Consider the following 26,164-nt stretch of genomic DNA (forward strand, 5'->3'; position numbering starts at 1 on the left):
TAAGAAAGAATTTTGGTCCAGGTTTTGAGCTTTAGCTCAAAAGCTGGGATTAGTAATTTGAAATAAGATGTGATATCCTATCAGTTGTAATGAGTCCTTTTAAGTCATCTCCATCAACAACAGGCAAGCAGGATATGTTGTATTTCTTCATCAATCTTGCGATATCCTCAATCTCATCAGTTGATTTACAGGTTCTGACATCTTTAGTCATTACTTCCCTCAATTCACTGCAATCCTCAACAATTGATTTGGACAAGTCCCATGCAGTAACGATTCCTGCTAAAGTCTTATCATCATTTACTACAGGCAAATGAGTGATCTCATTGTCAAACATGATAACTGCAGCTGCCTTAACGGTTGAATCAATGCAAATTGTAGGAACTTCTGTTTTCATAACATCCCCTACATTATGTTCAGATAGGAAATTGGATAAAAGGAAGTTCATTTGACCGTTTTCAAGAAGGAATGCATCGTGACCATAGTCAGACTTGACTTCATTGTAGATTACATCAACATCATTGGTTTGGAGTGCAGCCAATAGGTCTTTGGATTGGTCTACTGGGTAAAGCCAATCGGAATCTACAGCGATGACTTGTATCTTTGCCTCAACATCCTTTAAACCTTCAGCCAAGTTACCTTCAACTGCCAAATCGAAGTAATCCACTGCTTTTGTAATGTATAAATAGGAATTAGCGTCAAAACGCCTTACAAAAGTCTCACCTTGGTGGTGCAAGTAGCTTTCCACCTCAAAGTCAACAGTGAAGTCATAACTGAGTTCTGTCTTGTCCTGCAAGTCTCTACCAAACTTCTGATACATTGAAGCATCAGAGAGATATGTGATGTGTCCTATCATACGAGCAACTGCAAGACCTGATCTTGGAGCATATTCCTGTTCATAGTAGTTTCCCCTATTCCAGTTATTGTCTAGAATAATGGATTGTCTGCCTACCTCATTAAAAGCAATTTGCTGAGGGGAAGACCTTGCAGTTGTAGCAATTATACTTGCCTTTTTCATCATTTTAGGATAAGAAACAGCCCATTGCAATGCCTGCATTCCACCCATAGAACCTCCAATAACAGCATATAACTTGTCTATGCCTAAATGTTCTATAAGCTTTTTCTGAGCATGAACCATATCTTCAATGGTGATTATTGGGAAATCAAGAGCATATTTCTTTCCAGTTTTTGGATTGATTGATGCCGGACCAGTTGAACCTTTACATCCTCCCAATACATTTGAACAGATGACAAAATATTTGTCAGTGTCTAATGCCTTTCCAGGACCGATAACCATCTCCCACCATCCTGGTTTTTCATTCTTGTTGCCAGTGTACTTACCTGCAGCATGTGCATCTCCTGTAAGTGCGTGGCATACTAAAATAGCATTGGATTTGGCGGAATTCAATTCACCATAAGTTTCATAAGCAAGTTCTACATTGCTAAGGGTCTTGCCAGAGCTTAACTTCAAATCATCTTTAATAGAAAAGTATTTTGTTATAACTCTACCAACAGTACTTTGTTTCATTTTCAATTACCTTAAATTTAAGAATACTGAATTTTAAATAATTCAGCATACTATTCAACAGCTAGCTAGTATTTATTAATTGAATTAATCTTATTTCAGTTTTGTATAGTTAGTTAATAAGAACTGAATCTTTCTTAATGTATATAAGTATTACGCATTACTTATATATATCCTAATACTATTTATATTTACTTATAAATGTATTATTATAGAAAATAGCAAATATTAATAAATATAACCCATATATAATCATTTAATAATAAAAATTAGGAATTATCTCATGACTAAGGAAAATCCAATTGAATTTAACAATACTGATTTATTGATTGAATTATATGAGCTTTTGTTCAATGATGCAATAACCGTTGAAACAAGCAAAATCGTATCTAAAATTATCATGGATCTAATAGATAATCATGAAATAGATGAAGAGAATGTTATAAATCACTTCAATGAGAAGAATCCTGAAAACATAAAATTCGATTTGAAAGAGGATTTAGAAACAATATATGACATTTGTCTTGAGATATATGAAGAGGAATAGTTGATTTTCTTAATTATTCTTAAAATCTATTTTTCATAGAACAACTATTCTTAAAATAACAATTTAACTTAATTATTATTTTCCAATGTGTAGCTTATCAATAGCTTCACTAGCAGCCAATTGCTCTGCCTCTTTTTTGCTTTTTCCAACACCATGACCATAATCGACCCCATCAATCAAGATTCTCATTACAAAGGTCTTATCATGAGGGGCACCATGCTCTTCTAGCAATTCATAGCAAACCTTGACGCTTTTAGCATCCCCATATTCCTTAATTGTAGACTTATAATCATAGAAAAAGACTGTTTTTGCTTCAATGTAGGGAAAGACTGTTTTCTCGAGAAACTCTTTAGCCTTCTCTATGCCTTGATCAAGATAAATCGCCCCTAAAAAAGACTCAAAGACATCTGCAGTGATTGAGATTACCTCATTATCAGTAAGTGCATTGTCTTCCAAGTTTAACCGGATGCATTTATCCAAGTTATTCTCATGGGAATATACAATCAAAGCATTCTGACAGACATAATTTGCTCGAAGTTTAGTCAATTTTCCTTCACTGAACTTAGGATGCATATTCTGGAGGAATTCTGAAGTAAGCATATTCAAAACGGAATCCCCAAGAAACTCTAATCTTTCATAATCATAATCCAAGTTATATTTAGCGCTGTATGAAGAATGAGTAAAAGCAACCTTATATAACTCTTCGTTATTTGGTACAATATCAAACTTTTCCAATAATTTCATTTAATTCACTCAATGTATCAATTAATCAATTTATCAATATAGCTTTAAAAATAGTCTTTTAGTGAATTTAGATGAATTATTATAATAATTTTATATTACCCATATTGAGAATTCAATGATAATATTAAATTATCATAACACTATCATAACAATGTTAAAACTATACCTAGTTTAATATTTATTTCACATAGTATATAAATTAGTATATAAATTAGTATATAAATATCAAATAAATTTCATTTAAAATATCATTTTGTAAAAAATATTAGTTTTCAAATGCTCTCGAATAATCCATTTATAAATAAAATTATAGAATATAATTCAACAAGCATAAAAACAATTTTTTAATTATATTAAATTGCTGAAAATCAGGTTTAAGCTTCAGCTTAAAGATTTAAATCAGAATTTAAAGGACTTTAAAGAATTGCTTTTTATGTTTTTTAAAAATAATATATTTTTAATCCCTTATTAAAGGAACAAGGCAAAATTATAGCTAATTTCGTATTAATATAATTTTTATCTTGGATTTTATTAAAATTAAAAGACATATTATTAATTAAATCAACTTAAATTAAATTTAACTGATTATTTTGGAGAAAAAAGATGCTTCTTAATTGGTGTGAAGAGATAACAAATATTGATCCTTCAATAAACTTTAGAGCTACTGGCGGATGGGTTAAAACCGTCACTGGATTAGACAAAAGCGTGTTGAATGGATTTTCACTCGTTGGTGAATTTGTTAAGGCTGGAGACTATAAAACTGAGTTTTCTGATGGATTGTATCTTGACTGCAATAAGGAAGGGAAGAAATCCAATCCAAAACAGGACTTTAGGTTATTCAGACTGAAAAACGGCAAATTGACACTGATTGACCAAGTTTACAATGGCAAGAAAAACTGGGCTGTTGAGCTATGGGACAGTGTGAGTGAAGAGATAGATCCAAACTACCAAGAAAATGAAGTTGATAAGATAATGACCATTATCCTGGATAAAACCGGAAAGAATGTGAAATTATTGAAAAAGCTTCAAAATGAGTTAGATCAGGTTATTGCTGATTTTCAATAAACAATAAAAAAAAAACTACTTTTTTTAAATATTTTAAAAAACGCTTATTTATATCAATCTTTAAGAATTATTTATTTTAATCCTGAAATAGACTAGACATGAAATAAAATAGTCAAAAAAATACCTAAAGTAGACTATATGAAATAAAAATAATAAAAAATAGTAAGTGTTTTGAGATAATTCGCTTATATTATCTCAAATAAATTTTATATGCTAAATAGCTAATGGCAAACCTATACTAATCTTTGACGAGTGGTAGGTTTTTTGTTTTGCCAACTGTATCTTCTTATTTTACTGGATTTACCGAATCCACAAGAAGCACAAACTTTCTTACGTACGTGGTATGAGTTTTTACCACATCTTCTACATCTAATATGGGTCTTTTTATTCTTTTTACCCATTGATGGAGTTCCTTTCACTTCTATCTCCTCCTAAATCAATCATAAACAATAATAATAAATTTCACAGATCAGACTACATAAAATAGTCTATAGAATTGTCTTATTTAAAATAAGAACATAAAATAGATAATTAATTAAATTAATTTATAAAACAAACTAATTTAACTAATAAATAATTAATTCAATAATCTTTATTGAGTAGAACAAAGAAAAACTAATAGAAAAAATAAGAAACTAAGTTTCTATGGAGAAATGTATACAATATTGTCTCCTCTAATGAGAACAGTACCTAATCTTCTCATTATTTCTCCTTTTTCTAATTCTTCAGCATCATTAAGAACTAAGTTCATGTGTAAGTCGAAACTTTTTAAGATACCTCTGAATTCTCTTTCTCCTTTGAGTTTAATCAAAACTGGAGAATTTACTGCTTTTCCTAATGCGTCAAGTGGTCTTTGAACATTTTGTTGTCCGCTCATGATTATCACCTATACTATATTAAATATGTTTGTATAATATATAAACTTAACTATTTTTCTAACCCAAATAGGATAATTGAGCCTCTTTTAAAACAAATATCAATTAAAAATATCTGTTTTAAATATTATGCTGTAGTTAAGGAATTTTTTAGAAAAAATAAAGACAATATGTTTTAGACACAAAATCTCTATTATTAGAATTTTCTAAAAATTAATAAATTAATAAGATCCACTATAAAATTAAAAAACCAAAATTATCTTAAAAATTATTAAAAATTATGAAATTCCAATAAGATTTGAAAATAATCAATAATAATATAGCTAAACCAAATTAATATTAATATAATATATATTTTAAATAGTATATAAAGGTTTGTACCCAAATAGGCCAAATAGCTAATATTTATCCCTATTTTCAAATGAAAATAAATAAAATTATCCAATATTGAAAAAAGAATGATAAAATATTGGAAAAATAAAAAAAGAATGGGAAATAATAAAAATAAAATCAAAAAAGGAATTATAAAATATCTTTTATGTCAAGAACTGGAGTTCCATTAAGCATGTCAACTCCATTGAACTTTATGACATTTCCATCAATTGCAGTTATCTTAATTGTGGAAACTCCAATGGGATTAGGCCTGTTTGGAGCATGTGTTGAAAACAATCCCTTAATCGGACCATTTCCCATAAAAGGAACCCTTTGCTTGAATCCTTTAGACTTATGGAAATAGAATAAAACCATATACTCTTCACCGACTTCCATGCTGGACATGCTTTCAAGATACTCCTCATTGATGATCATCTCAGCTTCCACATCACCAGATTCCCTTGTGGATTTCGGCATGTTCTTCACATCTTCATATGGAGACTTGATGTATCCAATCGGCTTAAAAATAATTTCTTCATCCATATAATCAATCCTCAAAATAATTAACAATGACTAATTTAAAAAAAAAAATAAAAAAGAATAAAAAACTAATAAAATTCAATCAAAATCAGTATCCGTAGTGGGAATCCAATTGCTTTTCAACATCAAGCAATACAGAGTTAATAGCTAGCTTCAGGAGTTCATTTCCATAAACTTCATCCACATAAACCCCGTTTTCTTCAATGTCCATTGCACCTTCTTCAATGTTTGGATCATTTTTCCTTGCTTGGCTAAACATGAATAGGCCAACTTCACCATATTGGCTCAAATCAGTCTGGTTCTTGACTTCATCCTCACTGATGATTCCTAAAACCTTTGCCATGGACAATTCACCGGAACCTCCATGAGGCCCTTCAGATTCAATTATCTTGCTGTTTAGTGTGATAAGAAGACCTGTCTGCTCTTCAATATCATATAATTTAGTAACAATAGGCAAATTGCCTCCATGCCCATTTACAATGACTACACTGCTGATTCCCAAAAATTTCTTAGCTGATTTCAATACCTTGACAATTTCATCTGTCAAGTCATCTAAGGAAACATGTATTCCATGATTGATTTCCTTTATCTCATGAGCAGGATAAACGACTCCCAAGAACTTAGCTCCGCTTTCCAAAGCAGCTTTAAATGCAATGTATGAAGCTATCTTTGCATCTGTATCAATAGGAAGGGCAGGACCATGATTCTCAAGATGTGATCCAAGTGCAATTATTCCTATCTTGTGAACATTAGGATTCTTAACGTTTCCAGCGTTTACTCTCAATTCAACCATATTATCACTTGAATAAATAAAATAAATAAAATAAATAAAATAAATAAAATAAATAAAATAAATAGCTAAAGATTAACTCTAAAAATAAACCAAATAGGTATAAATTAGGTTTTACACTTCCAGGTTCCAAATTGCATCTCCAACAAAATGGAGTGACTTGATAGCCTTTCCTTCTGAATTCTCAACCATTTCAGGACCGGAAATCAAGGCGATTCCCATTGCTAAAGGCTTATTATGAGTCTCTTCAACGATAATTACAACATCATCCTCTACAATGGATTCGTCTGCATCAACAATTCCAGGACTCATTACATCAGCACCTTTGGTTACAAACCTTACTGCACCCATATCCACAACAACTACCTTGCTGTCCAATTCTATATTCAATGCAGCCTTAAGTGTAGGGTATGGCTTGCCGTTAATCATAATGATATAAGGCTCTCCATTAACTAAAATGAAGTCGTAATCCTCTGCTTCCAACATTTCAAGGGTGTCCTTATTGTTGATGAAAGATCCGTAATCTCCAAGTTCTTCCTTAATGGCTTTAACTTTCTTTTTCTTTAGGAAATATCTTTTTTTAATTTTCAAAACCAGCACCTTAAAATTTTATATATTTTAATTTATTAATTAAAAATCTTATGAATTATATATGTACTTTATTTTAATAATATTTTACTAAAATTTAATAAATTCATTTCAATAAAAAATACAAATTAACATAGTATAGTTTTTATATTTTGGGATATAATATAATAATATTAAATTAATTTAGAAATAATCTTTAAATAAGTTAAAATATTGATTTAAAAGATTAGAATATTCTATTTTTCAATTTAATCAATTTATTTATTAAACAAATTTTTGTGATTTTTTATGAGTGATAAAAACGAATGGGGCAGTAATCTATCATTTGTTTTGGCAATGGTAGGTTCTGCTGTAGGACTTGGAAATATATGGAGATACCCATACGTTTTATACAGCAATGGTGGAGGAGCATTCTACATTCCATATATCGTTGCTATATTGCTGATGGGAGTTCCGTTTTTAATCTTGGAATATGGTGTTGGATATAATTTCAAATCATCCTTTCCAAAGGCTATTCGTAAAATACATGCAAATTATGAATTTTTAGGATGGGTCTTGCCTATTTCCGTATTCATAATTATGATCTATTATTCATGTATACTTGGATGGGATGGAATATATGTAATCTTAAGTTTATTTAAGGGATGGGGAGCAGACCCAAATACTTACTTTGCAACAACCTTGCTTCAATCTCAGGAATCATTTAGTGGAATAACTAACTTCATTCCAGTCATTGGAGCTGCAATGCTTGCAAGTTGGGGAATAATCTGGTACATTTCCCACAAGGACCTTGAAGAGGGACTTGGAAAGGTAAGTAAAATTCTTGTTCCTTTATTGTTTATAATCATGATTGTGATTGTAGCATTCTCCTTAACCTTGCCTGGTGCAATGATAGGATTGAATGAACTATTCTCACCAGATTGGAGCTTGATCTTGGACTTTGACATATGGATGGCTGCATTCGGTCAGATAATCTTCTCATTAAGCTTAGGTATGAGTATTGCATTCACTTATGCAAGCTATACTGGAGAGGAAGGAGACTTGATAACAAACACATTATCCATTGCGTTTGCAAATTGTGCATTTGAAAACTTCTGTGCATTAGGAGTATTCTCAATCCTTGGATACATGTCACTTCAAAGCGGTACAGCAATAGCAGACCTTGTAACTCAAGGTACAGGATTGGTATTTGTAGCTTATCCTACCGTATTGAATGTATTAGGACAATATGCAATTATAATTGGTCCTTTGTTCTTCTTGACAATTTATCTTGCAGGACTTACAAGTATATTGTCCACTATCGAACCGTTGGCATTCAGTATTCAAAACAAGTTCACATGGTCCCGTAAGAAGACAATGACTGTCCTTTGTTTAATAGGAGCTGCTTTATCCATGATGTATGCAACTTCCTATGGTGGAACACTTCTTGGATATGTTGATGCATATATCAACCAAATAGCTATACTCTTCAGTGTTTTAGTTGAATGTAACCTATTTGCATGGACCTTTAATTGTGAAGAGCTTATTCCAACTTTAAATGCACGTAGTAGAACCATTAAATTAGGCAATTGGTGGGTTTATATAGTTAAATACATTTTACCATTGGTCATTGCAATCGTATGGATTGGTGGAGTATTGGACATTATAAACACCGGTTCAATGCATGAATTGATAGTATTTGCTGTTCTTACCATTATATTGCTTGCATTGACTTTCATATTTACTAAAATGCCTGCTACAAACGAAGATTGGGATAAAACTGAATATAGATTATAATTTATTTTAAATTATTTTCTATTTTCTTTTTTATTTTTTAAAAAAAGTAAGTTTATTAATTATTTTTTCTATTTTTTATTTTTTTATTTTAAAAAAAGTAAATTATTTAATTATTTTAATCTATTTTTTCCAAAAATCTGCTTCCTAAATGCTCTATTTTAACTACACTCGCTAATTTTTCCTGAATATTCTTGATCATATCCACATTATTGGAAGCTACAAAATAGATAACATTCGCTTCATACTGCTTTTCAACAACAGCTAAATTCTTAGCCCTGATCTCATTGTCAATTGTCTTTATATGCTGATATTCAAAACTGAACTTGAATATCTCATACAATTCCATATCAACAATCTCCGCAATTGAAAGGGTTTCTAGAACTGATTTGCTGTAAGCACGAACCAAACCTCCTGCACCAAGCTTGATACCGCCAAAATACCTTGTTACAATAGCTACGATGTTTTCCATCTCATTTTTCTTTAACACATTTAGCATAGGTCTGCCTGCAGTTCCTCCAGGCTCTCCATCATCATCAAATCCTTCTCCATCACTCACTACATATGCAGTGCAATTGTGTGTTGCATCCTTGTACTCTTCAGATATCCTATTTATGATCTCTTTTGCTTCCTTTTCATTCTGTGCAGGAAAGAGTCTGCAAATGAATTGAGATTTCTTGATATCTATAGATGTTTGGAAAGGTTTAGCTATTGTTTTCATAGTATCAATACAAGATTTTTGATTATTAGAAAATGTTTTATATTAATTATTTTATATTATAAACATATACATTTATATGTTTAATTGATATAATATTAATTTTGATAAGTTTTATATTCAAAAATTATTAATAATCATCGAGGTGAGATCATGGAAGATAAGAAAGCAAAGTTTTTGGTATACCTTGTTATAGCTTTTATTGCTTTTATTGCAAGCAGTGCAGTTTATTCTATGACTGGCGGTCTTTCAGATTGGATTGTAACCAGCGATTACGATGAGGATAAAAACAACAATGGCTATTTAGACAGTTCAGAAAATGGAGGAGGCTTATTCTCACTTTTTGATTCTAACGATAACAGTGACAATTACAACAGCAATAATGATGGTGGCAGCGATTGGTCTGAACTGGTTGATAAAGGAATGAACAAGCTGTTCAATTCAGACAATTCCGGTTCAAGCTCAAGCTATTATTCAAGCTCAAGCTCTGATGACAATCCGGACATCTTAGCAAGACTTTTAAGATTCTTTATAAGCAGCGGATAATTAAAGAAAATTCTTTAATTAACCCATTCTCTTTTTTCTCTTTTATTTACTTGTTTACAATTCAAAATTCTTAAAAATCCAATTTTCAATTATTTTCCAGATTCAACTATTTTCATAAGTTTTTCTGAAACTTGAACAATTTCTTTTTTACCAAATGCCTTAGCTATTCTTCTTATTGCATCCAGATTCCTTACATAAGCATCAAGCCATGAGAAAATGTCTCCAGGATATGTTTGGATTTGATATTCCTTAAGAAGAGAGTTGGAAATATCAATTGGATCCTTTCCATTCAACCTTTGATTTATTATATAATAGGAAATTCCCCTTTGGAGGCATTCACAGAATGGTCTTTCATTGCAGTCACATCTTAGGAAATCAATTTGAATCTTAAGCAATGCATCCTGGAATTTCTTGTCAATCTTTGATATTGCCTCTCCAGATGATATTATATCCAATGTGGATTCAGCAAACAGCCTTGTTGAGAAATTCATCTTCAATGCACTAATGATTTGCTTATGAACAACAGGAGCCAAATAAGCGTTTTCAAACAATTCCAAATCAAGAGCTATTGACTGCACTTTCAATAAGTCATTTGAATTGACTTCATCCTTAGTCATCTTTTCATGAATGTCTGAGAAGATGTTTTCCTTAAACTTTATCTGCTTGACTGCTGCAGAATTATTGTTTTTCTTACCTTTAGACTTATTTGAAGTTTTCTTATTATAGATTACATCTGACTTATTATCCTTTTTAGATGATTTGTAATCATTCTTCTTATTTTCAATATTGGAATCATCATCAGAAGATTTGTAATCCTTGGACTGATTCAATCCATTGAAATAATCAGCAATATTATCAATATACTTGCTGGTTTTAGATTCCTTTTTAGTCTCTTTTTTCACTGGCTTTTCATCCACTCCATCTTCAACAATGAACTTGATTCCAGAACTTTGATTATCTTGAGACTCTTTAGGTTCCTTAAATTCTATATGTTCTTTAGGTTTATCTTCCTTATGTTTAATGGATTTTTCCTTAATCCTATTTTCTTTTGATTTATGAGACTTATTCTTGTTCATCTTATCTTTTTTAGACTTGTTTTTCTTTTTATTGTCCTTTTTAACTTTTTCTTTAGTCTCTTTCTTATCCTTGTTATCCTTGTTATCCTTTTTATCCTTTTTATCCTTTTTATCCTTTTTAGAACTGTCTTTAGACTTAGACTTGTTCTTAATTCTCTTGTTTTTCTTTAAAGCATTCTCATTATCTTCATCAATCTTTTCAGAAAGCAACCTTAGCTCTTTCAGATTGGTCTTAAAGAATGGCTTCTTATAATAATAACTTAAGTAATGTGGATCGTTAATGGAATCCTTAATGATAACACCATCATCCACAGATAAAAATGACATTGCAACTGCCCTACCGAAACGAGTTGTGTCAATTGTATCGTCCGCATGTATATTTATTGCATCCTTATCTTCAAGTTCATCAAGTGCTGTCATTATATCCATTGGAACCGGAATATTTTGATAGAATTCATCGACATCCTTCACTTTCCTTAAGGACTTTGATGATATATCAGCAAGTATCTGTTCAAGTGATCCATCCTCTGTATAATCCACATAAATATCCTCAACATCACTTTCAAGTAGGTCAAGTGCAACAACCTCTTCACTTTCATTGTCAAACTCACTGCCTATCTCTGGAACTAGATAGATTACACCCCTGTCATGGTATGTTGGCCTACCTGCCCTACCTAACATCTGTGAAAATTCGTTAGGGGTAATCCATTTGTTACCCATAAGCAATGACTCGAATATTACTTGTGATGCTGGGAAATCCACCCCCGCTGCAAGTGCTGCAGTTGTAACTACCGCTGCAATCTTACCTTTGGAAAAGTCCTTTTCAATCTTTTCCTTCTTGAAGTAGGACAAACCTGCGTGATATGCTGAAGCATTGATTCCTTTTCCAGATAGGAAATTAGCTATCCTATGGGTTTTTCTTCTTGAGTTTGTAAATATCAGTGTTTGGCCCTTGAATCCTTTAGAGGATGTGCTGTAATACTCCCTTTGGACCAATTTTCTCATGATTATTCTTCTTTGGACATCTCCCCTTACAAAGACAATATGCCTTTCAAGTGGGACAGGACGCTCCTTATACTGGACAAGCTTCATATTGAAGTCATTTGCCAAGTCCTGTGGATTCTTTATTGTAGCGGACAATCCAATTACTTGAGTCTTAGGGAATATATGTTCAATCCTTTTTATCAATCCATTTAACCTGAGACCCCTTTCCTCATCTGAAATTGTATGGATCTCATCTATCAAAACAAGCCCTAAGTCCTTTAATGCATCAGAATCGCCAGCCCTTAACATAAAGTCGATTCCCTCGTATGTACCGACAACAATATCTGCATCCTGAATATTGGAATTAGGTAACTTAAGCTCTCCTTTAGCTTGAATACGATTCATACCAACTTTAATAGCTACCTTAAGGCCTAAAGGTTCATATCTCTTTTTGAAATCCCTATACTTTTGGTTTGCAAGCGCTACAAGTGGTGTTAAAAAGAGGAATTTCTTACCGTTCAATGCCTTTGGAATACCTGCAATCTCTCCAACCAATGTCTTTCCACTACCGGTTGCTGATACAACCAATAGGTTTTCACCTTTCAATAATCCTTCCCTGATCGCTAAATATTGAACTGGAAGAAGATAATCGTTTTTCTCTTTCAATATAACTTGCTTGAACTCTTCAGGTATCTTAAGCCTTTTCATGGCTATTTTTGGAATCTTATCATCATGTACCTTCACTCTATCAAACAATGTCAAGTCTGTGTGGGCCAATGGGTCAAACCTTGGTGAAAGCATTTCCAAAACGTCATCAAGACTGCCTGTCTTTTCAAGCACTCTCTTGAAGTTCCTGAATACCTTCTTGTCATATCCCCTAAGCTGAAGCTCCCTTTTTATTGTATTTTCTGCACAGGTCTTGCAGATCAATTGGTCATGATAGAGATATGAAAAGTCTGAATTGATTATTGTGACTTCCCCTTCGAAACTGCAATGCTGGCAGATGTTAGTGAATCTGACCTTTATGTTGTTCTGCTTTAGGAAAGCCTCCAGCTTTTCATCCTTGTCTGCCAAGAAAACAGCTTGGGAACGCAATAGGTTGATTGCCTTTGAAGGAGGATAAAGCTTATCTTCCTTTTCATCCTTGACTACAAAACGGTTTATGGAAATGTAGCCATCCTCATCATTTTCCTTAAACTTCAATACGCCAATGAATTCTGGCTTACGCTTTGTATTTAAAGCCCCTTTAGGACTTCCAATAGGATACATTTCCCAAGTCTTTTTCTTTTTGCTTAAAACTATCATTGATAAAATTCCCTATTTTTATTATAAATTTTTATATAAACATTATAGTTTAAATTATATTTTTAATAGTTTAAAAAGATTAAGACAAAAATAAATGAATTTTGAAAAAAATTAAGAGACATGAATAAAATTATTAGTTAAATATTAAAAAAGATAAAATAAAAAAATAAGATAAATAAGATAAAAAAGAGCTATAAAACTACTCTTCCAATAAAATAATGTTTTTAGGATTTATCTTAATGTAATCAGGAACAATGAATTCATGCTCATGAATCTGCTTGTCATATTTCCACCATAATCCATTTGCCAAGGTTATCTCCCATTCAAAAGGCATTTCTATCTTTGTTGAACCTAATGTATCAAATGCATTCAAGTCATCCTCTTTAGCAGAAGAGAAATCGTGAGCCCTTATTCCAATATGTGTAATATTAGGTGAGAGCTTTTTAGAGACTTCAAGCTCAAGTCCCCAATCCAATGACTTTACATGATAATCATCAATGATTTCAATTCTAGAGATGTTCTTACATCCTGTAAGCCTTGCAACCTGAACCTTTCCAGGATTTTCAAATATTTGATATGTTTCTCCTTTTGCAATGATCTTACCATTATCCAATACTATTAGCTCATCACAAAACTGGAATGCCTCGTCACGATTATGAGTGACCATAATGGAAAATCCATCGAAATCCTTTAATGAATTGACAAGCTCAAGACGCAATTGCTCCTTTAGAAAAGTGTCCATAGCGCTGAAAGGCTCATCCAACAATATGACATCTGGACCATAAGCCATTATACGAGCCAATGCAACCCTTTGCTGCTGACCCCCAGACAATTGGCGAGGATATCTCTTTTCAAGACCATTCAAATGAAAACGCTTAATGATCTCAGATAAATAATTCTTGTCATAATCCTTTCCTAATCCTATTGCAATATTTTCCTCTACAGTCATGTTTGGAAATAGTGCATAATTCTGGAACAGGTAACCGACATTTCTTTTTTGAGGCTTTAAATTAGTCTTATTACTTGAATCAAAATAAACAGTATCATTTAAGCTTATAACCCCTTCATCAGGATTTACAATACCTGCAATGGATTTCAAGGTCATGCTCTTTCCACAACCAGAAGGACCGAGAATACCTAAACGCTTGTTTTTCAATTCAAAATCAACATCCAAATCAAATTCCTTAAGTTCCTTTTGGATATTTACCTTTAACATTTTACCGCTCATAATCCTTCCTCATGAATATAAAAATAGAATTAGCAAATAATAATTTTAATTTAGATTTCTTTATTAAATAAATTACTTTAATCATATCTCCATTGCTTTTCCTTACGTAAAGTGACATAATCCATAATGAAAATAACAATGAATGCAATGAAAACAATGACTATAACATAACCAAATGCCTCTCCCATATTACCTGCAGCCACTTCTGAATAAACAGCCATAGGAAGTGTTCTTGTTTGTCCTGCAATGTTTCCTGCAAGCATAGCTGTTGCACCGAACTCCCCTAAACCACGTGCATAAGCAAGAATTCCACCACTGAGTATTCCCGGCAATGCATTTGCAAATGCAACTTTCCAGAATATATTCCATTCAGACATTCCCAATGTACGTCCTGCATCCAATAGGTCTGAATCTATTTGCTCAAATGCACCTCGAGCAGAACGGTACATCAATGGAAAAGACATAACCACTGCTGCAATTACAGTTGCAGGCCATGAGAAAGCTATTTTGTATGCAAAAAAGTCTATAAAAAAGCTTCCTATAGGTCCTCTTACACCAAAAATCCATAATAAAAAGAAACCCACTACAGTAGGAGGCAATACAAGAGGCAATGTGAATATGCCATCTAATATAATCTTTCCAGTGTCATTTTTCATCTTCACAAGCCCCCAAGCGACAATCAAACCTACAAAAAAGGTTATGAAAATTGAAACGCTTGCGGTTTTCATTGAAATGAAAATTGGGGACCAATCTGTCATGTAATATTCTCCTTAATTAATATTAAATTATTCAATCGATATGATAGATAATATATTTCTTTTTAATTCTTATTAATATTTGCATAATAATTAGGTAAAATATTAGATAAATAATTTAATATTAACTAAAAATTTTAAAAAAAAGTGGTTATTCACATGAATAATCCAATATTAAGTTTTTTTTAATATTTTTATTATTCACATGAATAAGTGATACTGAATCTACTCGTGAAGAGTGAATCCATATTCAACGAATTTATCTTTAGCTTCTTGGCTTTCCAAGAAGTCCATGAATTCAGCTGCTGCTTCTGAGTTTTTGGAATCTTTTAATTGAGCAATAGGATAAATAACTGGAGTGTCTAAAGCATCTTCTGGTGCTTCACAGACGACTTTTACATCATCAGTGGATTTAGCATCAGTAGCGTATACAATACCACATTCAGCAGACCCTTGAGCTACTTGGTTCAATACTGCAGTTACATCAGTACCTAAGGAAAATTTGGATTCAATTTGATCGTATATTCCGAGGTTGGTTAAGATTTCTTCTGCGTATTGTCCTGCAGGTACGGATTCAGGGTCACCGATAGCAATGTTTCCTTCAACATTTGCTAAATCTTCAAATGAAGTGATGTTGGAGTCTGAATCAGCAGGTACGATCAATACAACTTTGTTTTCCAAGAATTGGAGGTTTGTATCATTGTCAACTAAACCTTCATCAGCTAAAGCATTCATTTGCTTGTTAGCAGCAGACATGAACACATCTGCCTCTAAACCGTTTTCAATTTGAGTTTGCAAGTCACCACTGGAAGCGTAAGTTGGAGTGACCTTTACGCCAGGGTATTTTTCTTCAAACATAGGAATTAATTCATCATCAAATACATTTTTTAAACTAGCTGCTGCAGCTAAATTGACTTCTTGTCCATTTAAGTCTGGTTCACCAGTTATAAAGTCAAACCAGCCAGCAGAACATGAACCTACACTAATAACAGCTATTAATGCTAAAACAGCAATCATCAAAGCTTTTCTATTCATATATATTCTCCTTTTTAATATTATAAAAGACAATCAAATATTAAATCAAAAATTTGAAGTGAAAGAACTTTTAAATATCCTTTATGCAATAACTTTCACTATCGAATGATAATGACTTTCATCATTACTTAACCTTGTTATTTACTGATTTAATGTTATTTGATTACTAATAGTATTTTATTTTCTAATGATATATAAATGTTTTCATATCGATTTTGAGAACAATTTCACATCGAATATAAAAAGAATTGCTATTTTAAAAAAATAGGATAATTTGAAAAATAAAAAAAGAAGAGAAGAAAAAAATAAATGTATTAAATTAAATGTAAAAAATTAAATGTATGAAAAATTAATAAGGGGATCCATTATCCTTAATGTTATTCCTTATTCTTTTGTGTTGGTCCTTTGAAAGCCCCTCTTTTTGAGTTGTATTTCTAAGACCCTCAATTATTTCATATGTTGGGGTGAGAACTGGACAATTCTCTGTGCACATGCCACATAATGTACACATGTACAAGCCAGAATCAACACTTACTTGATTATCCTTTAGGTATTTACTCATTGCAACACCACGACCACCTAAATAGCTATGATAACCAAATTCATTCCCTAAAATATTATAAACAGGACAGCTTACAATGCAATTTCCACAGCCAATGCACCAAAGGCATTCATCAATAGATTCCTTTCTGCCGTTATCAAGCAGAACAACAGCTACCTTTTCTGCTCCATACATATTCTTTAGAAGCTTTTTTTCAATATCGGCAGTTTTAGAAGGGCCTGAAACTATATTCATATATGAAGTCAAAGGATTTCCAGTTGCATAAGCGGTTTCAAGTTTTGCAATTGAAACTGAATCCTCTACAAATGGAACCAACTTATCGATTCCTGCAAGGACAATGTGAAGTTTTTTGTTTTGAACAAGACTTATATTTCCTTCATTATGAACCATTAAGATGGAACCGTCCTCGGCAGCTATTGAATTAGAACCGCTAATTCCAATTGAGGACTTTTCAAGAAGTTTCAAAACATCTTCCCTAACTGCTTCCATAATTGGTCTTGGAACAGCAGGCAAATCCAAATCCATAGCTTCATTGACAATGTCTGCAATATCCTTAACAGTCAAATGGGAAGCGGGACCAGTTGGATGAACAGGACTATTGTCATCCTTTTTCAATTGTAAAATCCTGTCACCTAAATCGGTTTCTATTATTTTCATGCCATGGGATTCTAAAAACTCACTTGCATTGATTTCACGCAAGGTATTTGATTTGGACTTTGCAATATAGACCTCATTTTTATCTAAATTGCTTGATTCAATCTCTTTATTGATTAAATCCAACAATATTTTCCTTGCCTCTTCCTCATCATGTGCATAAAAGCAATCAATGTCATTTTCCTTAAAGCTTTCCTTTGCAATAGCTATAAGCTCTTCATTGTTTTCTATTGCATCCTTTCTGATGCCTATAACTCTTTTTTGAAGAGCCTGAATTTTAGGAGACTCTGCGAGAGGTTCAATCTTTTTCTTTAGATTATTGAACACTTTTCTCATTGATTCAATTTCTTCCTCTTTCATTGAATCTCCTCCTCTTCCATATTTTTCAAAACGAATTCGGATAAATCCAAGACTTCCAAATCATCACCATTTTGACTTAAATTCAATTTGCAAAATGGACAAGCACTTACCAATAAGTCAGCATCAGTTTCCTTTGCTTCCTTGATTCTCAATCCAGCAATTGAATTGGACAATTCGCCATAAGCGGATTTCACTCCACCTCCAGAGCCACAGCATCTTGCCTTTTCCCTATTGTTTTCCATTTCAACCAAATTAGAAATGGAATTGATTACATTGCGGGGAGCTTCATATTCTCCAGCATGCCTTCCTAAATGACAGGAATCATGATATGTGACCTTTAAGTCCTTATTGCCTTTAAGATTGATTTTATTTTCCTTAATCAATTGCTCCAATAGCTGAGAAATGTGAATAACCTTTAAATCAACACCAAGGTACTTCTTATAATCTTCCTTCAATGTCTTATAACAGCCTGCACATGAAGTTAGAATGGTCTTTCCTTCAAAATCATCTAAATTCCCATTCATCTGTTCAATGGCATCATCTAAAAAACCAGTTCTTAAAAGTACAGATCCACAGCATTTTTCGTCTTCTAAAGTTTCATAATCTATTTTTGCTATCTTTAAAATCCTTTCTGTAGCCTTGCTGATTGAAGTTAATTTCTCTCTAGCTGTACATCCTCTAAAATACAATAACATATTTTAACCTTAATAAATATAAAAAAATTATTTAATCCAATCCATAAACTGAAAACTAATTTTAATTAAAAAAAATAATTGAGGAAATCATTCCTCTTCATTATCAATATCTTCCAATTTGATTTCATCCTTTATTGCTAATGCCCTGACAAGTTCAGTTGTATTCCTATTCAACTCATCGATTTTCACATACAATCTAAAAATCGCATAAACTAGAATACCGTATCCAAGAACAAGAAGTAAATCCAATCCTCTGCCAAAACCGAAGAATCCTGCAAGAGGGTCACTGAATCTAGGGGCAAAAGCAAAGAAATTAACAATAATACATATAAGAATACATAATCCAAATGAAGCTGGAGTGATCTTCTTAACTCTTAATCTCCTATAGAAGAAAATAAGGAATAGTATGCTTGCAATAATTAATAAAATCTGATATGTGCGAAATGGACCTATAATAATAACACTTCCTTAATTATATTCTAATCATATTCTAAATAAGTCAATCACCATCTTAGTGAGAATTTTCAATCCAACTATTGCATCAGTTCCCTTATTTTGGGTTTCAGGAGTATAGATTGTAGTTATTGTTACTTCAACTAATCTAAGACCCTTATCACTTATCTCTTTAATGAATTCAGATGATACCCCATATCCTCTTGAAACGATGTTTATTGCATCAGCAGCATGGGCTGTAAATGCCCTGAGACCGGACTGTGAATCCTTAACCCTTCTGCCATAGAATATGAAAGTCAAGGCATTCATGATCAGGTTTGCAAAACTTTTGCTTATTGGCATGTCTTCAAATGGCCTTGCACCAATTACAACATCTGCCTCACAATCAACTAAAGGCTTGCATACCTTTGGAATATCCGCTATTTCATGCTGCCCATCAGCGTCAAAGGTTACAATGTATTTAGCGCCTTTATTATGTGCAAGAACCATTCCGGTTTTCAATGCAGCACCAAGTCCCCTATTGATTACATGGGAAATGACAAATATCTGATTGGGATACTTCCTTTTTGATTCAATAGCCAATTCAAGGGTCTTGTCTCGAGAACCGTCGTTGACAAGAATCACATTATATCCCCTTTCAGCTATTCCTTCAAGGATTTGGGACACTGTCTTCTCTTCATTGAATGCTGGAACAACCAAATAAACATCTTTAGCGATTTCTGAATTTACATCTGACATATTATCTTTGAAATTTTTTAGCTATAAAGGACCTGCGTCTTCTTTACCTTCTCTCATTCCTTTTCCTGCTTCTTTTCTCATTTGTTTAGGATGGAACATCATCTTGATAAGGTTTTGAGCATGTTCACGAGCCCTATTGTCTGCTAATTTCTTTAGCTCCTTAGGGTCTTCCTCTTCATCTTCATGAACAAACACTTCCAAAATATGGGTGTTGGTCATGAGTTGAGCACGAATTAAACCTGTAGACGCTTCATGAGCACACATCTTATCCTTTTCCATAGGTCCAGGCATTCCCAATGCCATGACAATCTCACAGTCTTCCTCTTCAATTAGCTTTTTGCTTGCTACGGGAAGATCCTTTACACCTGGAACAGTAACGCGGATAATCTTTAAGTCTGAAGCGTTTTTCTTTAATTCATCAATAGCTGCAGCACCCATATCATAACGAGCGAATGTAGTATCTGCAATTCCTATTCTCATTTTATTCACCAAATAAACATTATTTTAAAAATTATTTAATTATTCTAACAATAATTAATTTAATATTTTGATACAATATTATTGATTATGTTTTTAATTATATATAAAGTAAATCAAATATTTGAAAATATAAAAAATCATCTTATTATTAAATCCTATTTTGAATTGAATTGATCTTCCCTAAAACAATATTGTCTTTAGTCAAGTCATATAGGATCCTATAGAAATACAATGCGCCACTATAATTCTTCCTGTATTCCAAATCAGCGCAAATGCCCTTTAATGTATCTAGGACAAATGGATTGGCTCCCACTTGAATACTCTTTGATTCAATGATTCTTTCTGCATCCTTTCGACTGATTTCAGTGTTGAATCCTCTGGATTTAATATATTCAAGTTCCCTAAATGCCTGCTTGTTGAAATCAAAGTTCAAGCTGAAATCATAGAAGACAGCAGCAATATCCAATTGATTTTCCTCAACATAAAAGAAACCAAAATTCCTATAGGCTCTTGCTATATCCTCATTCTTATATGCAAACTTCAATGCATCTACATTGTATAGGAAAAATCTGTTGTAGGTCCGTGTCTTAGATTTATAAATGTCTACTAGGGAAAGAATGGTTTTTGAGGATACTGGATTGATCCTTAAGGCCTTAAGAAGATATTTCTCTGCCTTTTCAAAGTTATCATTTTCCAAAAGCAAAGTTCCATAAATATAATATAAATCAAAAAGAGGCTCATTGAAAGGAATATACCCCAATTCATTCCTTAAGCCAATGTATTGGTAAAACAAAATCTCTTCAAGAGGATTTAAAAAGCTATGATATTCCTTTAAAAGAGTATTGTCCTCACTATCAACTTCACTAATTCTATTGATTTTTACATCTTTTTTCCAATTAACCCTGCTCTTTTTCTGATTGAGATTATAATTTCTTGGACTTCTGGACAACTTGTTTTCCTCATATCTCATATATTGGATTTCAGTAATTGGTCTATTTGATTTGAAATCGCTTCCCTTAGGAATGTTCCCCATTTCATACTTATCAACAAAATAACTCATGAAATTGTCTAATTTTTCTAAAGCGGTTTTCTTGTCACGATTTGCAATAAGTGGAATAACCTCATCAAGAATCCTTGATACATTTGTCTTTTTGGATTCATTATCATTGTAATCAAGATAAAAATCTAAGGACTGCCAAATTAATCTTGAAATCTCTTTAATGATCTCATAGGCAGATTCATGATTCTTATAATAATCCAATTGAGATACCAGATAATCCCTATCCAAATCAGGATTTCCGCTTAAATTCCTCTTAATTTGCTTAATAATCTCATCAGTCATTTGAATCATCACAAAAAATAGAAAAAATCAAATTTTTATTTTTAAAAGCTTTTTAAAATTAGTTTATTGAAACTAGTTTAAAATATTAACTATTAAATTAAAAAAAGTAAAAAAAGAACTTAAATTAGAAAAGAATAAGCAATTCCTATTCTTTTATATCCATCAAATCAAGAATTCTCTCACGTGCTTCCCCAATGGTTAAAGGATAATATTCTCCAAAATCCAAACCATCCTTCTTATTTAGGACTTCAGCAAGATGAGCTATTCTTGGCAAACGTAAATCTGCAGACCTTATAAGTTCCACATCGGAAAAAACCTCTTTAGGCAAGCCATGAGCAATGATTTCCCCATCACTGATCAAATGGATTTCAGTTGAATAGACAGGAACCAAATCAACATCATGAGTTGATATTACAATAGTCATTCCTTCCTGATTCAATTCATGCAATAACTTAAGAATATGTGAAGCTCCTTTTGGATCCAAACCTGAGGTAGGCTCATCAAGAATCATCAGTTCAGGATTCATAGCCAAAATACCTGCAATAGCTACCCTTTTCTTTTGACCGCCACTTAAATGATGAGGGGATTTCTTTTCAAATCCGGCCATTCCAACCTTTTCAAGGGAATCCTTAACCCTTCGTTCCACCTCTTCAATTGGAAGCCCTAAATTCATTGGCCCAAAAGCCACATCCTCCTCTACAGTTGGAGCAAAGAGTTGATTATCTGGGTTTTGAAATACGATTCCTATTTTCTGACGAGCTTTGAATAGACTTTCCTTATCATATTCAAGTTTCTCTCCATCAATATAGATTTCACCTGATTTTGGTATGTTGATTCCATTGAAATGTAAGAAAAGTGTAGACTTTCCAGCCCCATTTCTTCCTAAAAGAGCCACCATTTCACCTTTATCAACCTTAAAATTAATGTTGTTCAATGCCCTTGTTCCATCAGGATAATCAAAAACTATATTTCTTGCCTCTAAAATACTAAAACCTCCAACTTATTATTTATTATATAAAAAAGAGTATATAAATGTTTAAAAAGTAATAAAAAACTCTATAAAATCTTAAAAAAAGTAATACTTTTAAATAAACCCCGTTTGATAAAATATCAACCATATGATAAAAAATAGAAAAAAATAGAAAAAATAGTAAAAATAGGATAGGAAATAGGAAAATTAGTATTTTAAAATCATTCTAATTGAGTCTTGATGATGTAATCCAAAAGCAATTTCATTGATTGCCATTCAATCCTATTTAATTGATTTTCCAAGATTGAATTGGAAGCCTTTAAAACTGTTTTCTTGCTTAATAAACAATATCTGTATTGATCTAAAAGATGTATTATCAATGAAACATATGAAACAAGTTCCGGATTTTTGGAAATGCTGATTAATGAAGCAATGAATTCCCTTTTATCATCTTCATCCTCCATTTTCATATGTTTTGGCAAATAATTGTTATAAAAATCATCTAAATTGTACTGGAACCTATCCAATCTAACCAATGCATTCAATTGATAAGTTGGAGTCAACCATTGCAGTTTAGCTAAAGCTTCTTTTATTGAATCAATAACAACTTTTCCTATAAGTTCCCCTATTTTAGCATGCTTGCTGACATTGTCTGTAAAGTTTTCACTTTCCATATTTGAGAAAATAGCTAGTCCATCAGTTCCTGTACCTGTAGCTATCTCATCAGAATAATTGCTTGACACCATCAAATCCCTAAGGGCAACTGCTTTTGCCTCTACAGCAATCATTTCTGCTAATAAAAGGGAGCTTTCATCCAATTTTGTATTTATTAAAAGTATTGTATTGATTGTTCCAGGCTTATTTGGATTTTGATTATTGTTTTGACCATTGCTTTCATCTTCTTCTAAATCATAACGATAATCTGCATTGATTTCATAATATGAAGCAATATCTCCTGCAGAGACAGCATTTACTCTAGCACCGGCTGTTGTAATTGCAATAACTTCAATATCCCTATATTTTTCACAAGCTATTGAATAACTGTTCATGTCTGCAGATGTGATAAGACCGCTTAACTTGTCGCTTCTTAAATCCAAACCATTATAAAAATCAGTTGATAAGTCCTTTAGGAAATCCAATATGCCTCCATCGCCATACTTATCAATGTTTTCTTGAGACAATTGATGATTGAAAACAGCAGATAAATCCTCATTGTATCCTCCATTTAACCAAGAACTGACTATTCCATTTCTTTTAGGACCAAATCTAACAAGAACAGTGTCTGAATTCTTTAGTATTTCATCACCATCACTTGTTTTCATTATCAATTCAAATTCTTGATTTTTATCATCAATTGGCATATGATTCCTCAAAAAATAGTTAATAGAAATAATTATTTAAATAATTTTCTAATTTTCTAAATGTTAATTAAATAATAATTTATTAAAAATAGTATTTAAATATATAAAAAATTAAAAATGTAAAAAATTAAAAAATTAGATAAAATGAAAATAAAATAAAAAAAAAGAAAATTAAAGAAATATAAAATAAAAAATAGGGAGTTTTTTACTCCCAACTGAGGAAAGAATTTTGGTCAAGGTTTTTGACCGAAGGTCAAAAAGCTTGAGTTAAACAGCATCAGAACCTCTTTCACCTGTCCTAATCCTAATCACTTCAATTACATCAGAAACGAAAATCTTTCCATCTCCAACTTCACCAGTGCGTGCACTTTCAATGATAACATCCAAAATGCGTCCTAAATCCTCATCATTGACAACAAGCTCTATACGTGTTTTAGGAATAAGATCAATGCAGTAACTGGAACCTCTATAGGATTCCTTGATACCCATTTGCCTTCCTCTTCCTTTAACCTCTGAAACATTCATTCCTTCACAGCCGGCATCAATCAATGCTTTTTTAACGTTTTCAAACTTTTCCTGACGAATAACTGCAATTATCCTTTTCATAAATATCACTCCACCATTAAATTAATCTATAGTCTATATCCTGATTCATTGTGTAGATTTGCATCGAGTCCTTCAATCTCCTCTTTTTCATTAACTCTGATACCAATTGTCTTATCAAGGATTTTTGCAAGAATTATGCTTACAACAAATGCATAAACTGCTGTTACAATAATACTTATTATTTGTATTGTAAGCTGGTTAGGATTTCCAAATAGCAGTCCTGCTGCTCCATTGATTGCAGGTGAAGCGAAGATACCGGTAGCTATTGCTCCCCATACACCTGAAAGACCATGAACTCCAAATACATCCAAAGCATCGTCGTAGCCAAATTTTGATTTCAGATAGTAAATAGCGTAGTAGGATACAAATGCAGTTACAAAACCTATAATGATTGCTGCAGGAACATCAACAAACCCAGCTGCAGGAGTAATTGCTACAAGACCTGCAACACCTCCTGTAATAGCACCTAACATTGTAGGTTTTCCTATTTTAACTGTATCAATCAATACCCATGTGATAAGAGCAGTTGCTGCTGCAACATTTGAAACTAGAATAGCAGAAGCTGCAAGCCCATTAGCTGCAAGAGCAGATCCTCCGTTGAATCCCATCCATCCAAACCATAGGAGCCCTGCACCTAAAACAGAATAACCTAAGTTATGTGGTAGCAATGAAGGAATTTTCCTTTTTCCAAGGACAAGAGCCAATGCTAAAGCTGTAACTCCAGAGTTAATATGCACAACTGTACCTCCTGCAAAGTCCAATGATCCCATTTGCATCAGCCATCCTCCACCCCATACCCAATGGGCAATAGGGACGTAAACAAGAGTAACCCATGCAATGATGAATATCATCCAAGCAGAGGTTTTCATCCTGCCTACAATAGCTCCGGATACAAGAGCTGCTGTAAGTCCTGCAAAAGTCAATTGGAATACAATAAACAATATTGTTGGAATGGAACCAGTCAAATCATTTATCCCAATTCCAGTCATGAAGAAATGTGCAGGATGTGCAATCAATCCACTGATGCTTACATCTCCAAAAGCAAACGGATATCCATAAGCTACCCAAATTATGCTTGCTATAGAGAATGCAATAAATGTTAAAAACATTGTATTCAATACATTTTTCCTTTTTGTTAAACCGCCATAAAAGAAAGCAACTCCAGGGATGCTCATCAATAAAACCAAGATAGTTGCAATGAGTATCCATGCAGTATCACCTGTACTTAACATTACCATATTTTCACTTACTCATAAATCAATTAATAATAAAATTAAGGAAATAAATAATTTCAAAAAATCTTAATGATTTTTTAATAAACGCGTTTAGTAATTAAGTTTGATCAATAAAGTAATTAATTAATGAAATTTGATGTTTTAGACTTATTTTAGATTAAATTTAAGAATTATATTAATTTTTAATATTTGTTGCAGTTGAAATATAATCATAAACTAATTTCATAAAATGAAATTATTTATTT

26 protein-coding genes are annotated in these 26,164 nt (G+C 32.4%); 4 read left to right on the forward strand and 22 right to left on the reverse strand.

Annotated features, from left to right (window positions below; translation table 11 throughout):
* Nucleotides 1-49: 49 nt before the first annotated feature.
* Nucleotides 50-1,525, reverse strand: a complete 1,476-nt coding sequence (metX, locus tag VW161_RS03390; protein WP_304088013.1) for a homoserine O-acetyltransferase MetX — start codon at nt 1,523-1,525, stop codon at nt 50-52.
* 280 nt (nt 1,526-1,805) lie between these two features.
* Between metX and VW161_RS03395 the strand changes: the two genes are divergently transcribed.
* Nucleotides 1,806-2,069: a hypothetical protein gene (locus VW161_RS03395; RefSeq protein WP_304088012.1), complete on the forward strand. Its 264-nt coding sequence runs from the start codon at nt 1,806-1,808 to the stop codon at nt 2,067-2,069.
* A 75-nt stretch (nt 2,070-2,144) separates the two neighbouring features.
* Here VW161_RS03395 and rnc read toward each other — a convergent pair whose 3' ends face one another.
* Nucleotides 2,145-2,813, reverse strand: a complete 669-nt coding sequence (rnc, locus tag VW161_RS03400; RefSeq protein WP_304088008.1) for a ribonuclease III — start codon at nt 2,811-2,813, stop codon at nt 2,145-2,147.
* Between the two features lie 603 nt (nt 2,814-3,416).
* On the opposite strand from rnc, the gene VW161_RS03405 reads away from it, so the two are divergent.
* Nucleotides 3,417-3,878: a hypothetical protein gene (locus tag VW161_RS03405; RefSeq protein WP_298533788.1), complete on the forward strand. Its 462-nt coding sequence runs from the start codon at nt 3,417-3,419 to the stop codon at nt 3,876-3,878.
* Between the two features lie 233 nt (nt 3,879-4,111).
* On the opposite strand, the gene VW161_RS03410 is transcribed toward VW161_RS03405, so the two are convergent.
* From VW161_RS03410 to VW161_RS03430, 5 genes are all read right to left on the reverse strand, one after another.
* The gene (locus VW161_RS03410; RefSeq protein WP_292775557.1) at nt 4,112-4,297 is read right to left on the reverse strand and encodes a 50S ribosomal protein L37e; all 186 of its coding nucleotides are present in this window, start codon (nt 4,295-4,297) and stop codon (nt 4,112-4,114) included.
* A gap of 224 nt (nt 4,298-4,521) precedes the next feature.
* Nucleotides 4,522-4,755 carry an LSm family protein gene (locus tag VW161_RS03415; protein WP_067146527.1) on the reverse strand — a complete coding sequence of 78 codons (234 nt, stop codon included), beginning with the start codon at nt 4,753-4,755 and terminating at the stop codon, nt 4,522-4,524.
* 520 nt (nt 4,756-5,275) lie between these two features.
* Nucleotides 5,276-5,668: a tRNA (N6-threonylcarbamoyladenosine(37)-N6)-methyltransferase TrmO gene (gene tsaA / locus VW161_RS03420; protein WP_304088001.1), complete on the reverse strand. Its 393-nt coding sequence runs from the start codon at nt 5,666-5,668 to the stop codon at nt 5,276-5,278.
* A gap of 85 nt (nt 5,669-5,753) precedes the next feature.
* Nucleotides 5,754-6,458, reverse strand: coding sequence for a 2-amino-5-formylamino-6-ribosylaminopyrimidin-4(3H)-one 5'-monophosphate deformylase (gene arfB, locus VW161_RS03425; RefSeq protein ID WP_304087999.1), 705 nt, complete (start codon nt 6,456-6,458; stop codon nt 5,754-5,756).
* A gap of 111 nt (nt 6,459-6,569) precedes the next feature.
* Nucleotides 6,570-7,052 (reverse strand): RNA-binding protein, encoded by a 483-nt coding sequence (locus VW161_RS03430; protein ID WP_304088555.1) that lies wholly within the window; start codon nt 7,050-7,052, stop codon nt 6,570-6,572.
* Between the two features lie 279 nt (nt 7,053-7,331).
* Here VW161_RS03430 and VW161_RS03435 point away from each other — a divergent pair, with 279 nt between their 5' ends.
* Nucleotides 7,332-8,819, forward strand: coding sequence for a sodium-dependent transporter (locus VW161_RS03435; protein WP_304088549.1), 1,488 nt, complete (start codon nt 7,332-7,334; stop codon nt 8,817-8,819).
* Nucleotides 8,820-8,934: 115 nt separating this feature from the next.
* On the opposite strand, the gene VW161_RS03440 is transcribed toward VW161_RS03435, so the two are convergent.
* Entirely contained in the window at nt 8,935-9,537 is a 603-nt protein-coding gene (locus VW161_RS03440) for a YigZ family protein (RefSeq protein ID WP_304088547.1), read from the reverse strand.
* A gap of 150 nt (nt 9,538-9,687) precedes the next feature.
* Between VW161_RS03440 and VW161_RS03445 the strand changes: the two genes are divergently transcribed.
* Complete coding sequence (locus VW161_RS03445) at nt 9,688-10,080, forward strand: hypothetical protein (RefSeq protein ID WP_304088545.1); 393 nt, start codon at nt 9,688-9,690, stop codon at nt 10,078-10,080.
* A gap of 89 nt (nt 10,081-10,169) precedes the next feature.
* On the opposite strand, the gene VW161_RS03450 is transcribed toward VW161_RS03445, so the two are convergent.
* From VW161_RS03450 to VW161_RS03515, 14 genes are all read right to left on the reverse strand, one after another.
* Nucleotides 10,170-13,445 (reverse strand): DUF5814 domain-containing protein, encoded by a 3,276-nt coding sequence (locus VW161_RS03450; protein WP_325192705.1) that lies wholly within the window; start codon nt 13,443-13,445, stop codon nt 10,170-10,172.
* A gap of 199 nt (nt 13,446-13,644) precedes the next feature.
* Nucleotides 13,645-14,673, reverse strand: coding sequence for a sulfate/molybdate ABC transporter ATP-binding protein (locus tag VW161_RS03455; protein ID WP_304088540.1), 1,029 nt, complete (start codon nt 14,671-14,673; stop codon nt 13,645-13,647).
* Nucleotides 14,674-14,750: 77 nt separating this feature from the next.
* Nucleotides 14,751-15,431 carry a molybdate ABC transporter permease subunit gene (gene modB, locus VW161_RS03460; protein WP_304088537.1) on the reverse strand — a complete coding sequence of 227 codons (681 nt, stop codon included), beginning with the start codon at nt 15,429-15,431 and terminating at the stop codon, nt 14,751-14,753.
* Nucleotides 15,432-15,653: 222 nt separating this feature from the next.
* The gene (gene modA, locus VW161_RS03465; RefSeq protein ID WP_304088535.1) at nt 15,654-16,463 is read right to left on the reverse strand and encodes a molybdate ABC transporter substrate-binding protein; all 810 of its coding nucleotides are present in this window, start codon (nt 16,461-16,463) and stop codon (nt 15,654-15,656) included.
* Between the two features lie 349 nt (nt 16,464-16,812).
* Entirely contained in the window at nt 16,813-18,039 is a 1,227-nt protein-coding gene (locus VW161_RS03470; protein ID WP_325192706.1) for an LUD domain-containing protein, read from the reverse strand.
* Nucleotides 18,036-18,734, reverse strand: a complete 699-nt coding sequence (locus tag VW161_RS03475) for a (Fe-S)-binding protein (protein WP_325192707.1) — start codon at nt 18,732-18,734, stop codon at nt 18,036-18,038. Before VW161_RS03475 ends, VW161_RS03470 begins: the two co-directional genes overlap by 4 nt.
* Nucleotides 18,735-18,821: 87 nt before the next feature.
* Nucleotides 18,822-19,193, reverse strand: coding sequence for a DUF2304 domain-containing protein (locus VW161_RS03480; protein WP_325192714.1), 372 nt, complete (start codon nt 19,191-19,193; stop codon nt 18,822-18,824).
* A gap of 24 nt (nt 19,194-19,217) precedes the next feature.
* Nucleotides 19,218-19,925, reverse strand: a complete 708-nt coding sequence (locus tag VW161_RS03485; protein WP_304088528.1) for a glycosyltransferase family 2 protein — start codon at nt 19,923-19,925, stop codon at nt 19,218-19,220.
* Nucleotides 19,926-19,946: 21 nt separating this feature from the next.
* Nucleotides 19,947-20,405, reverse strand: a complete 459-nt coding sequence (ribC, locus tag VW161_RS03490; protein ID WP_292788836.1) for a riboflavin synthase — start codon at nt 20,403-20,405, stop codon at nt 19,947-19,949.
* Between the two features lie 148 nt (nt 20,406-20,553).
* Nucleotides 20,554-21,747, reverse strand: a complete 1,194-nt coding sequence (locus VW161_RS03495) for a hypothetical protein (protein WP_304136133.1) — start codon at nt 21,745-21,747, stop codon at nt 20,554-20,556.
* Between the two features lie 145 nt (nt 21,748-21,892).
* Nucleotides 21,893-22,732, reverse strand: coding sequence for an ATP-binding cassette domain-containing protein (locus VW161_RS03500; RefSeq protein WP_325192715.1), 840 nt, complete (start codon nt 22,730-22,732; stop codon nt 21,893-21,895).
* Between the two features lie 206 nt (nt 22,733-22,938).
* Complete coding sequence (locus VW161_RS03505) at nt 22,939-24,078, reverse strand: adenosylcobinamide amidohydrolase (protein WP_325192708.1); 1,140 nt, start codon at nt 24,076-24,078, stop codon at nt 22,939-22,941.
* A gap of 267 nt (nt 24,079-24,345) precedes the next feature.
* A complete protein-coding gene (locus VW161_RS03510; RefSeq protein ID WP_304089165.1) occupies nt 24,346-24,684 on the reverse strand; it encodes a P-II family nitrogen regulator in 339 nt (112 codons plus the stop codon).
* A 26-nt stretch (nt 24,685-24,710) separates the two neighbouring features.
* A complete protein-coding gene (locus tag VW161_RS03515) occupies nt 24,711-25,922 on the reverse strand; it encodes an ammonium transporter (protein WP_304093874.1) in 1,212 nt (403 codons plus the stop codon).
* Nucleotides 25,923-26,164: the final 242 nt, after the last annotated feature.

This window comes from Methanobrevibacter ruminantium (assembly GCF_016294135.1).
In the GTDB taxonomy this organism is placed as follows: domain Archaea; phylum Methanobacteriota; class Methanobacteria; order Methanobacteriales; family Methanobacteriaceae; genus Methanobrevibacter; species Methanobrevibacter ruminantium_A.

What these genes read in the sequence shown, in the direction of transcription:
- VW161_RS03405 (WP_298533788.1), top strand. Translation starts at nt 3,417, where the DNA reads ATGCTTCTTAATTGGTGTGAAGAGATAACAAATATTGATCCTTCAATA.
- arfB (WP_304087999.1), bottom strand. Translation starts at nt 6,458, where the DNA reads ATGGTTGAATTGAGAGTAAACGCTGGAAACGTTAAGAATCCTAATGTT.
- rnc (WP_304088008.1), bottom strand. Translation starts at nt 2,813, where the DNA reads ATGAAATTATTGGAAAAGTTTGATATTGTACCAAATAACGAAGAGTTA.
- metX (WP_304088013.1), bottom strand. Translation starts at nt 1,525, where the DNA reads ATGAAACAAAGTACTGTTGGTAGAGTTATAACAAAATACTTTTCTATT.
- VW161_RS03470 (WP_325192706.1), bottom strand. Translation starts at nt 18,039, where the DNA reads ATGAAAGAGGAAGAAATTGAATCAATGAGAAAAGTGTTCAATAATCTA.
- VW161_RS03415 (WP_067146527.1), bottom strand. Translation starts at nt 4,755, where the DNA reads ATGAGCGGACAACAAAATGTTCAAAGACCACTTGACGCATTAGGAAAA.
- VW161_RS03395 (WP_304088012.1), top strand. Translation starts at nt 1,806, where the DNA reads ATGACTAAGGAAAATCCAATTGAATTTAACAATACTGATTTATTGATT.
- VW161_RS03515 (WP_304093874.1), bottom strand. Translation starts at nt 25,922, where the DNA reads ATGGTAATGTTAAGTACAGGTGATACTGCATGGATACTCATTGCAACT.
- VW161_RS03510 (WP_304089165.1), bottom strand. Translation starts at nt 24,684, where the DNA reads ATGAAAAGGATAATTGCAGTTATTCGTCAGGAAAAGTTTGAAAACGTT.
- tsaA (WP_304088001.1), bottom strand. Translation starts at nt 5,668, where the DNA reads ATGGATGAAGAAATTATTTTTAAGCCGATTGGATACATCAAGTCTCCA.
- VW161_RS03455 (WP_304088540.1), bottom strand. Translation starts at nt 14,673, where the DNA reads ATGAGCGGTAAAATGTTAAAGGTAAATATCCAAAAGGAACTTAAGGAA.
- ribC (WP_292788836.1), bottom strand. Translation starts at nt 20,405, where the DNA reads ATGAGAATAGGAATTGCAGATACTACATTCGCTCGTTATGATATGGGT.
- modB (WP_304088537.1), bottom strand. Translation starts at nt 15,431, where the DNA reads ATGACAGATTGGTCCCCAATTTTCATTTCAATGAAAACCGCAAGCGTT.
- VW161_RS03450 (WP_325192705.1), bottom strand. Translation starts at nt 13,445, where the DNA reads ATGATAGTTTTAAGCAAAAAGAAAAAGACTTGGGAAATGTATCCTATT.
- VW161_RS03440 (WP_304088547.1), bottom strand. Translation starts at nt 9,537, where the DNA reads ATGAAAACAATAGCTAAACCTTTCCAAACATCTATAGATATCAAGAAA.
- VW161_RS03485 (WP_304088528.1), bottom strand. Translation starts at nt 19,925, where the DNA reads ATGTCAGATGTAAATTCAGAAATCGCTAAAGATGTTTATTTGGTTGTT.
- VW161_RS03475 (WP_325192707.1), bottom strand. Translation starts at nt 18,734, where the DNA reads ATGTTATTGTATTTTAGAGGATGTACAGCTAGAGAGAAATTAACTTCA.
- modA (WP_304088535.1), bottom strand. Translation starts at nt 16,463, where the DNA reads ATGAATAGAAAAGCTTTGATGATTGCTGTTTTAGCATTAATAGCTGTT.
- VW161_RS03505 (WP_325192708.1), bottom strand. Translation starts at nt 24,078, where the DNA reads ATGCCAATTGATGATAAAAATCAAGAATTTGAATTGATAATGAAAACA.
- VW161_RS03495 (WP_304136133.1), bottom strand. Translation starts at nt 21,747, where the DNA reads ATGACTGATGAGATTATTAAGCAAATTAAGAGGAATTTAAGCGGAAAT.
- VW161_RS03435 (WP_304088549.1), top strand. Translation starts at nt 7,332, where the DNA reads ATGAGTGATAAAAACGAATGGGGCAGTAATCTATCATTTGTTTTGGCA.
- VW161_RS03445 (WP_304088545.1), top strand. Translation starts at nt 9,688, where the DNA reads ATGGAAGATAAGAAAGCAAAGTTTTTGGTATACCTTGTTATAGCTTTT.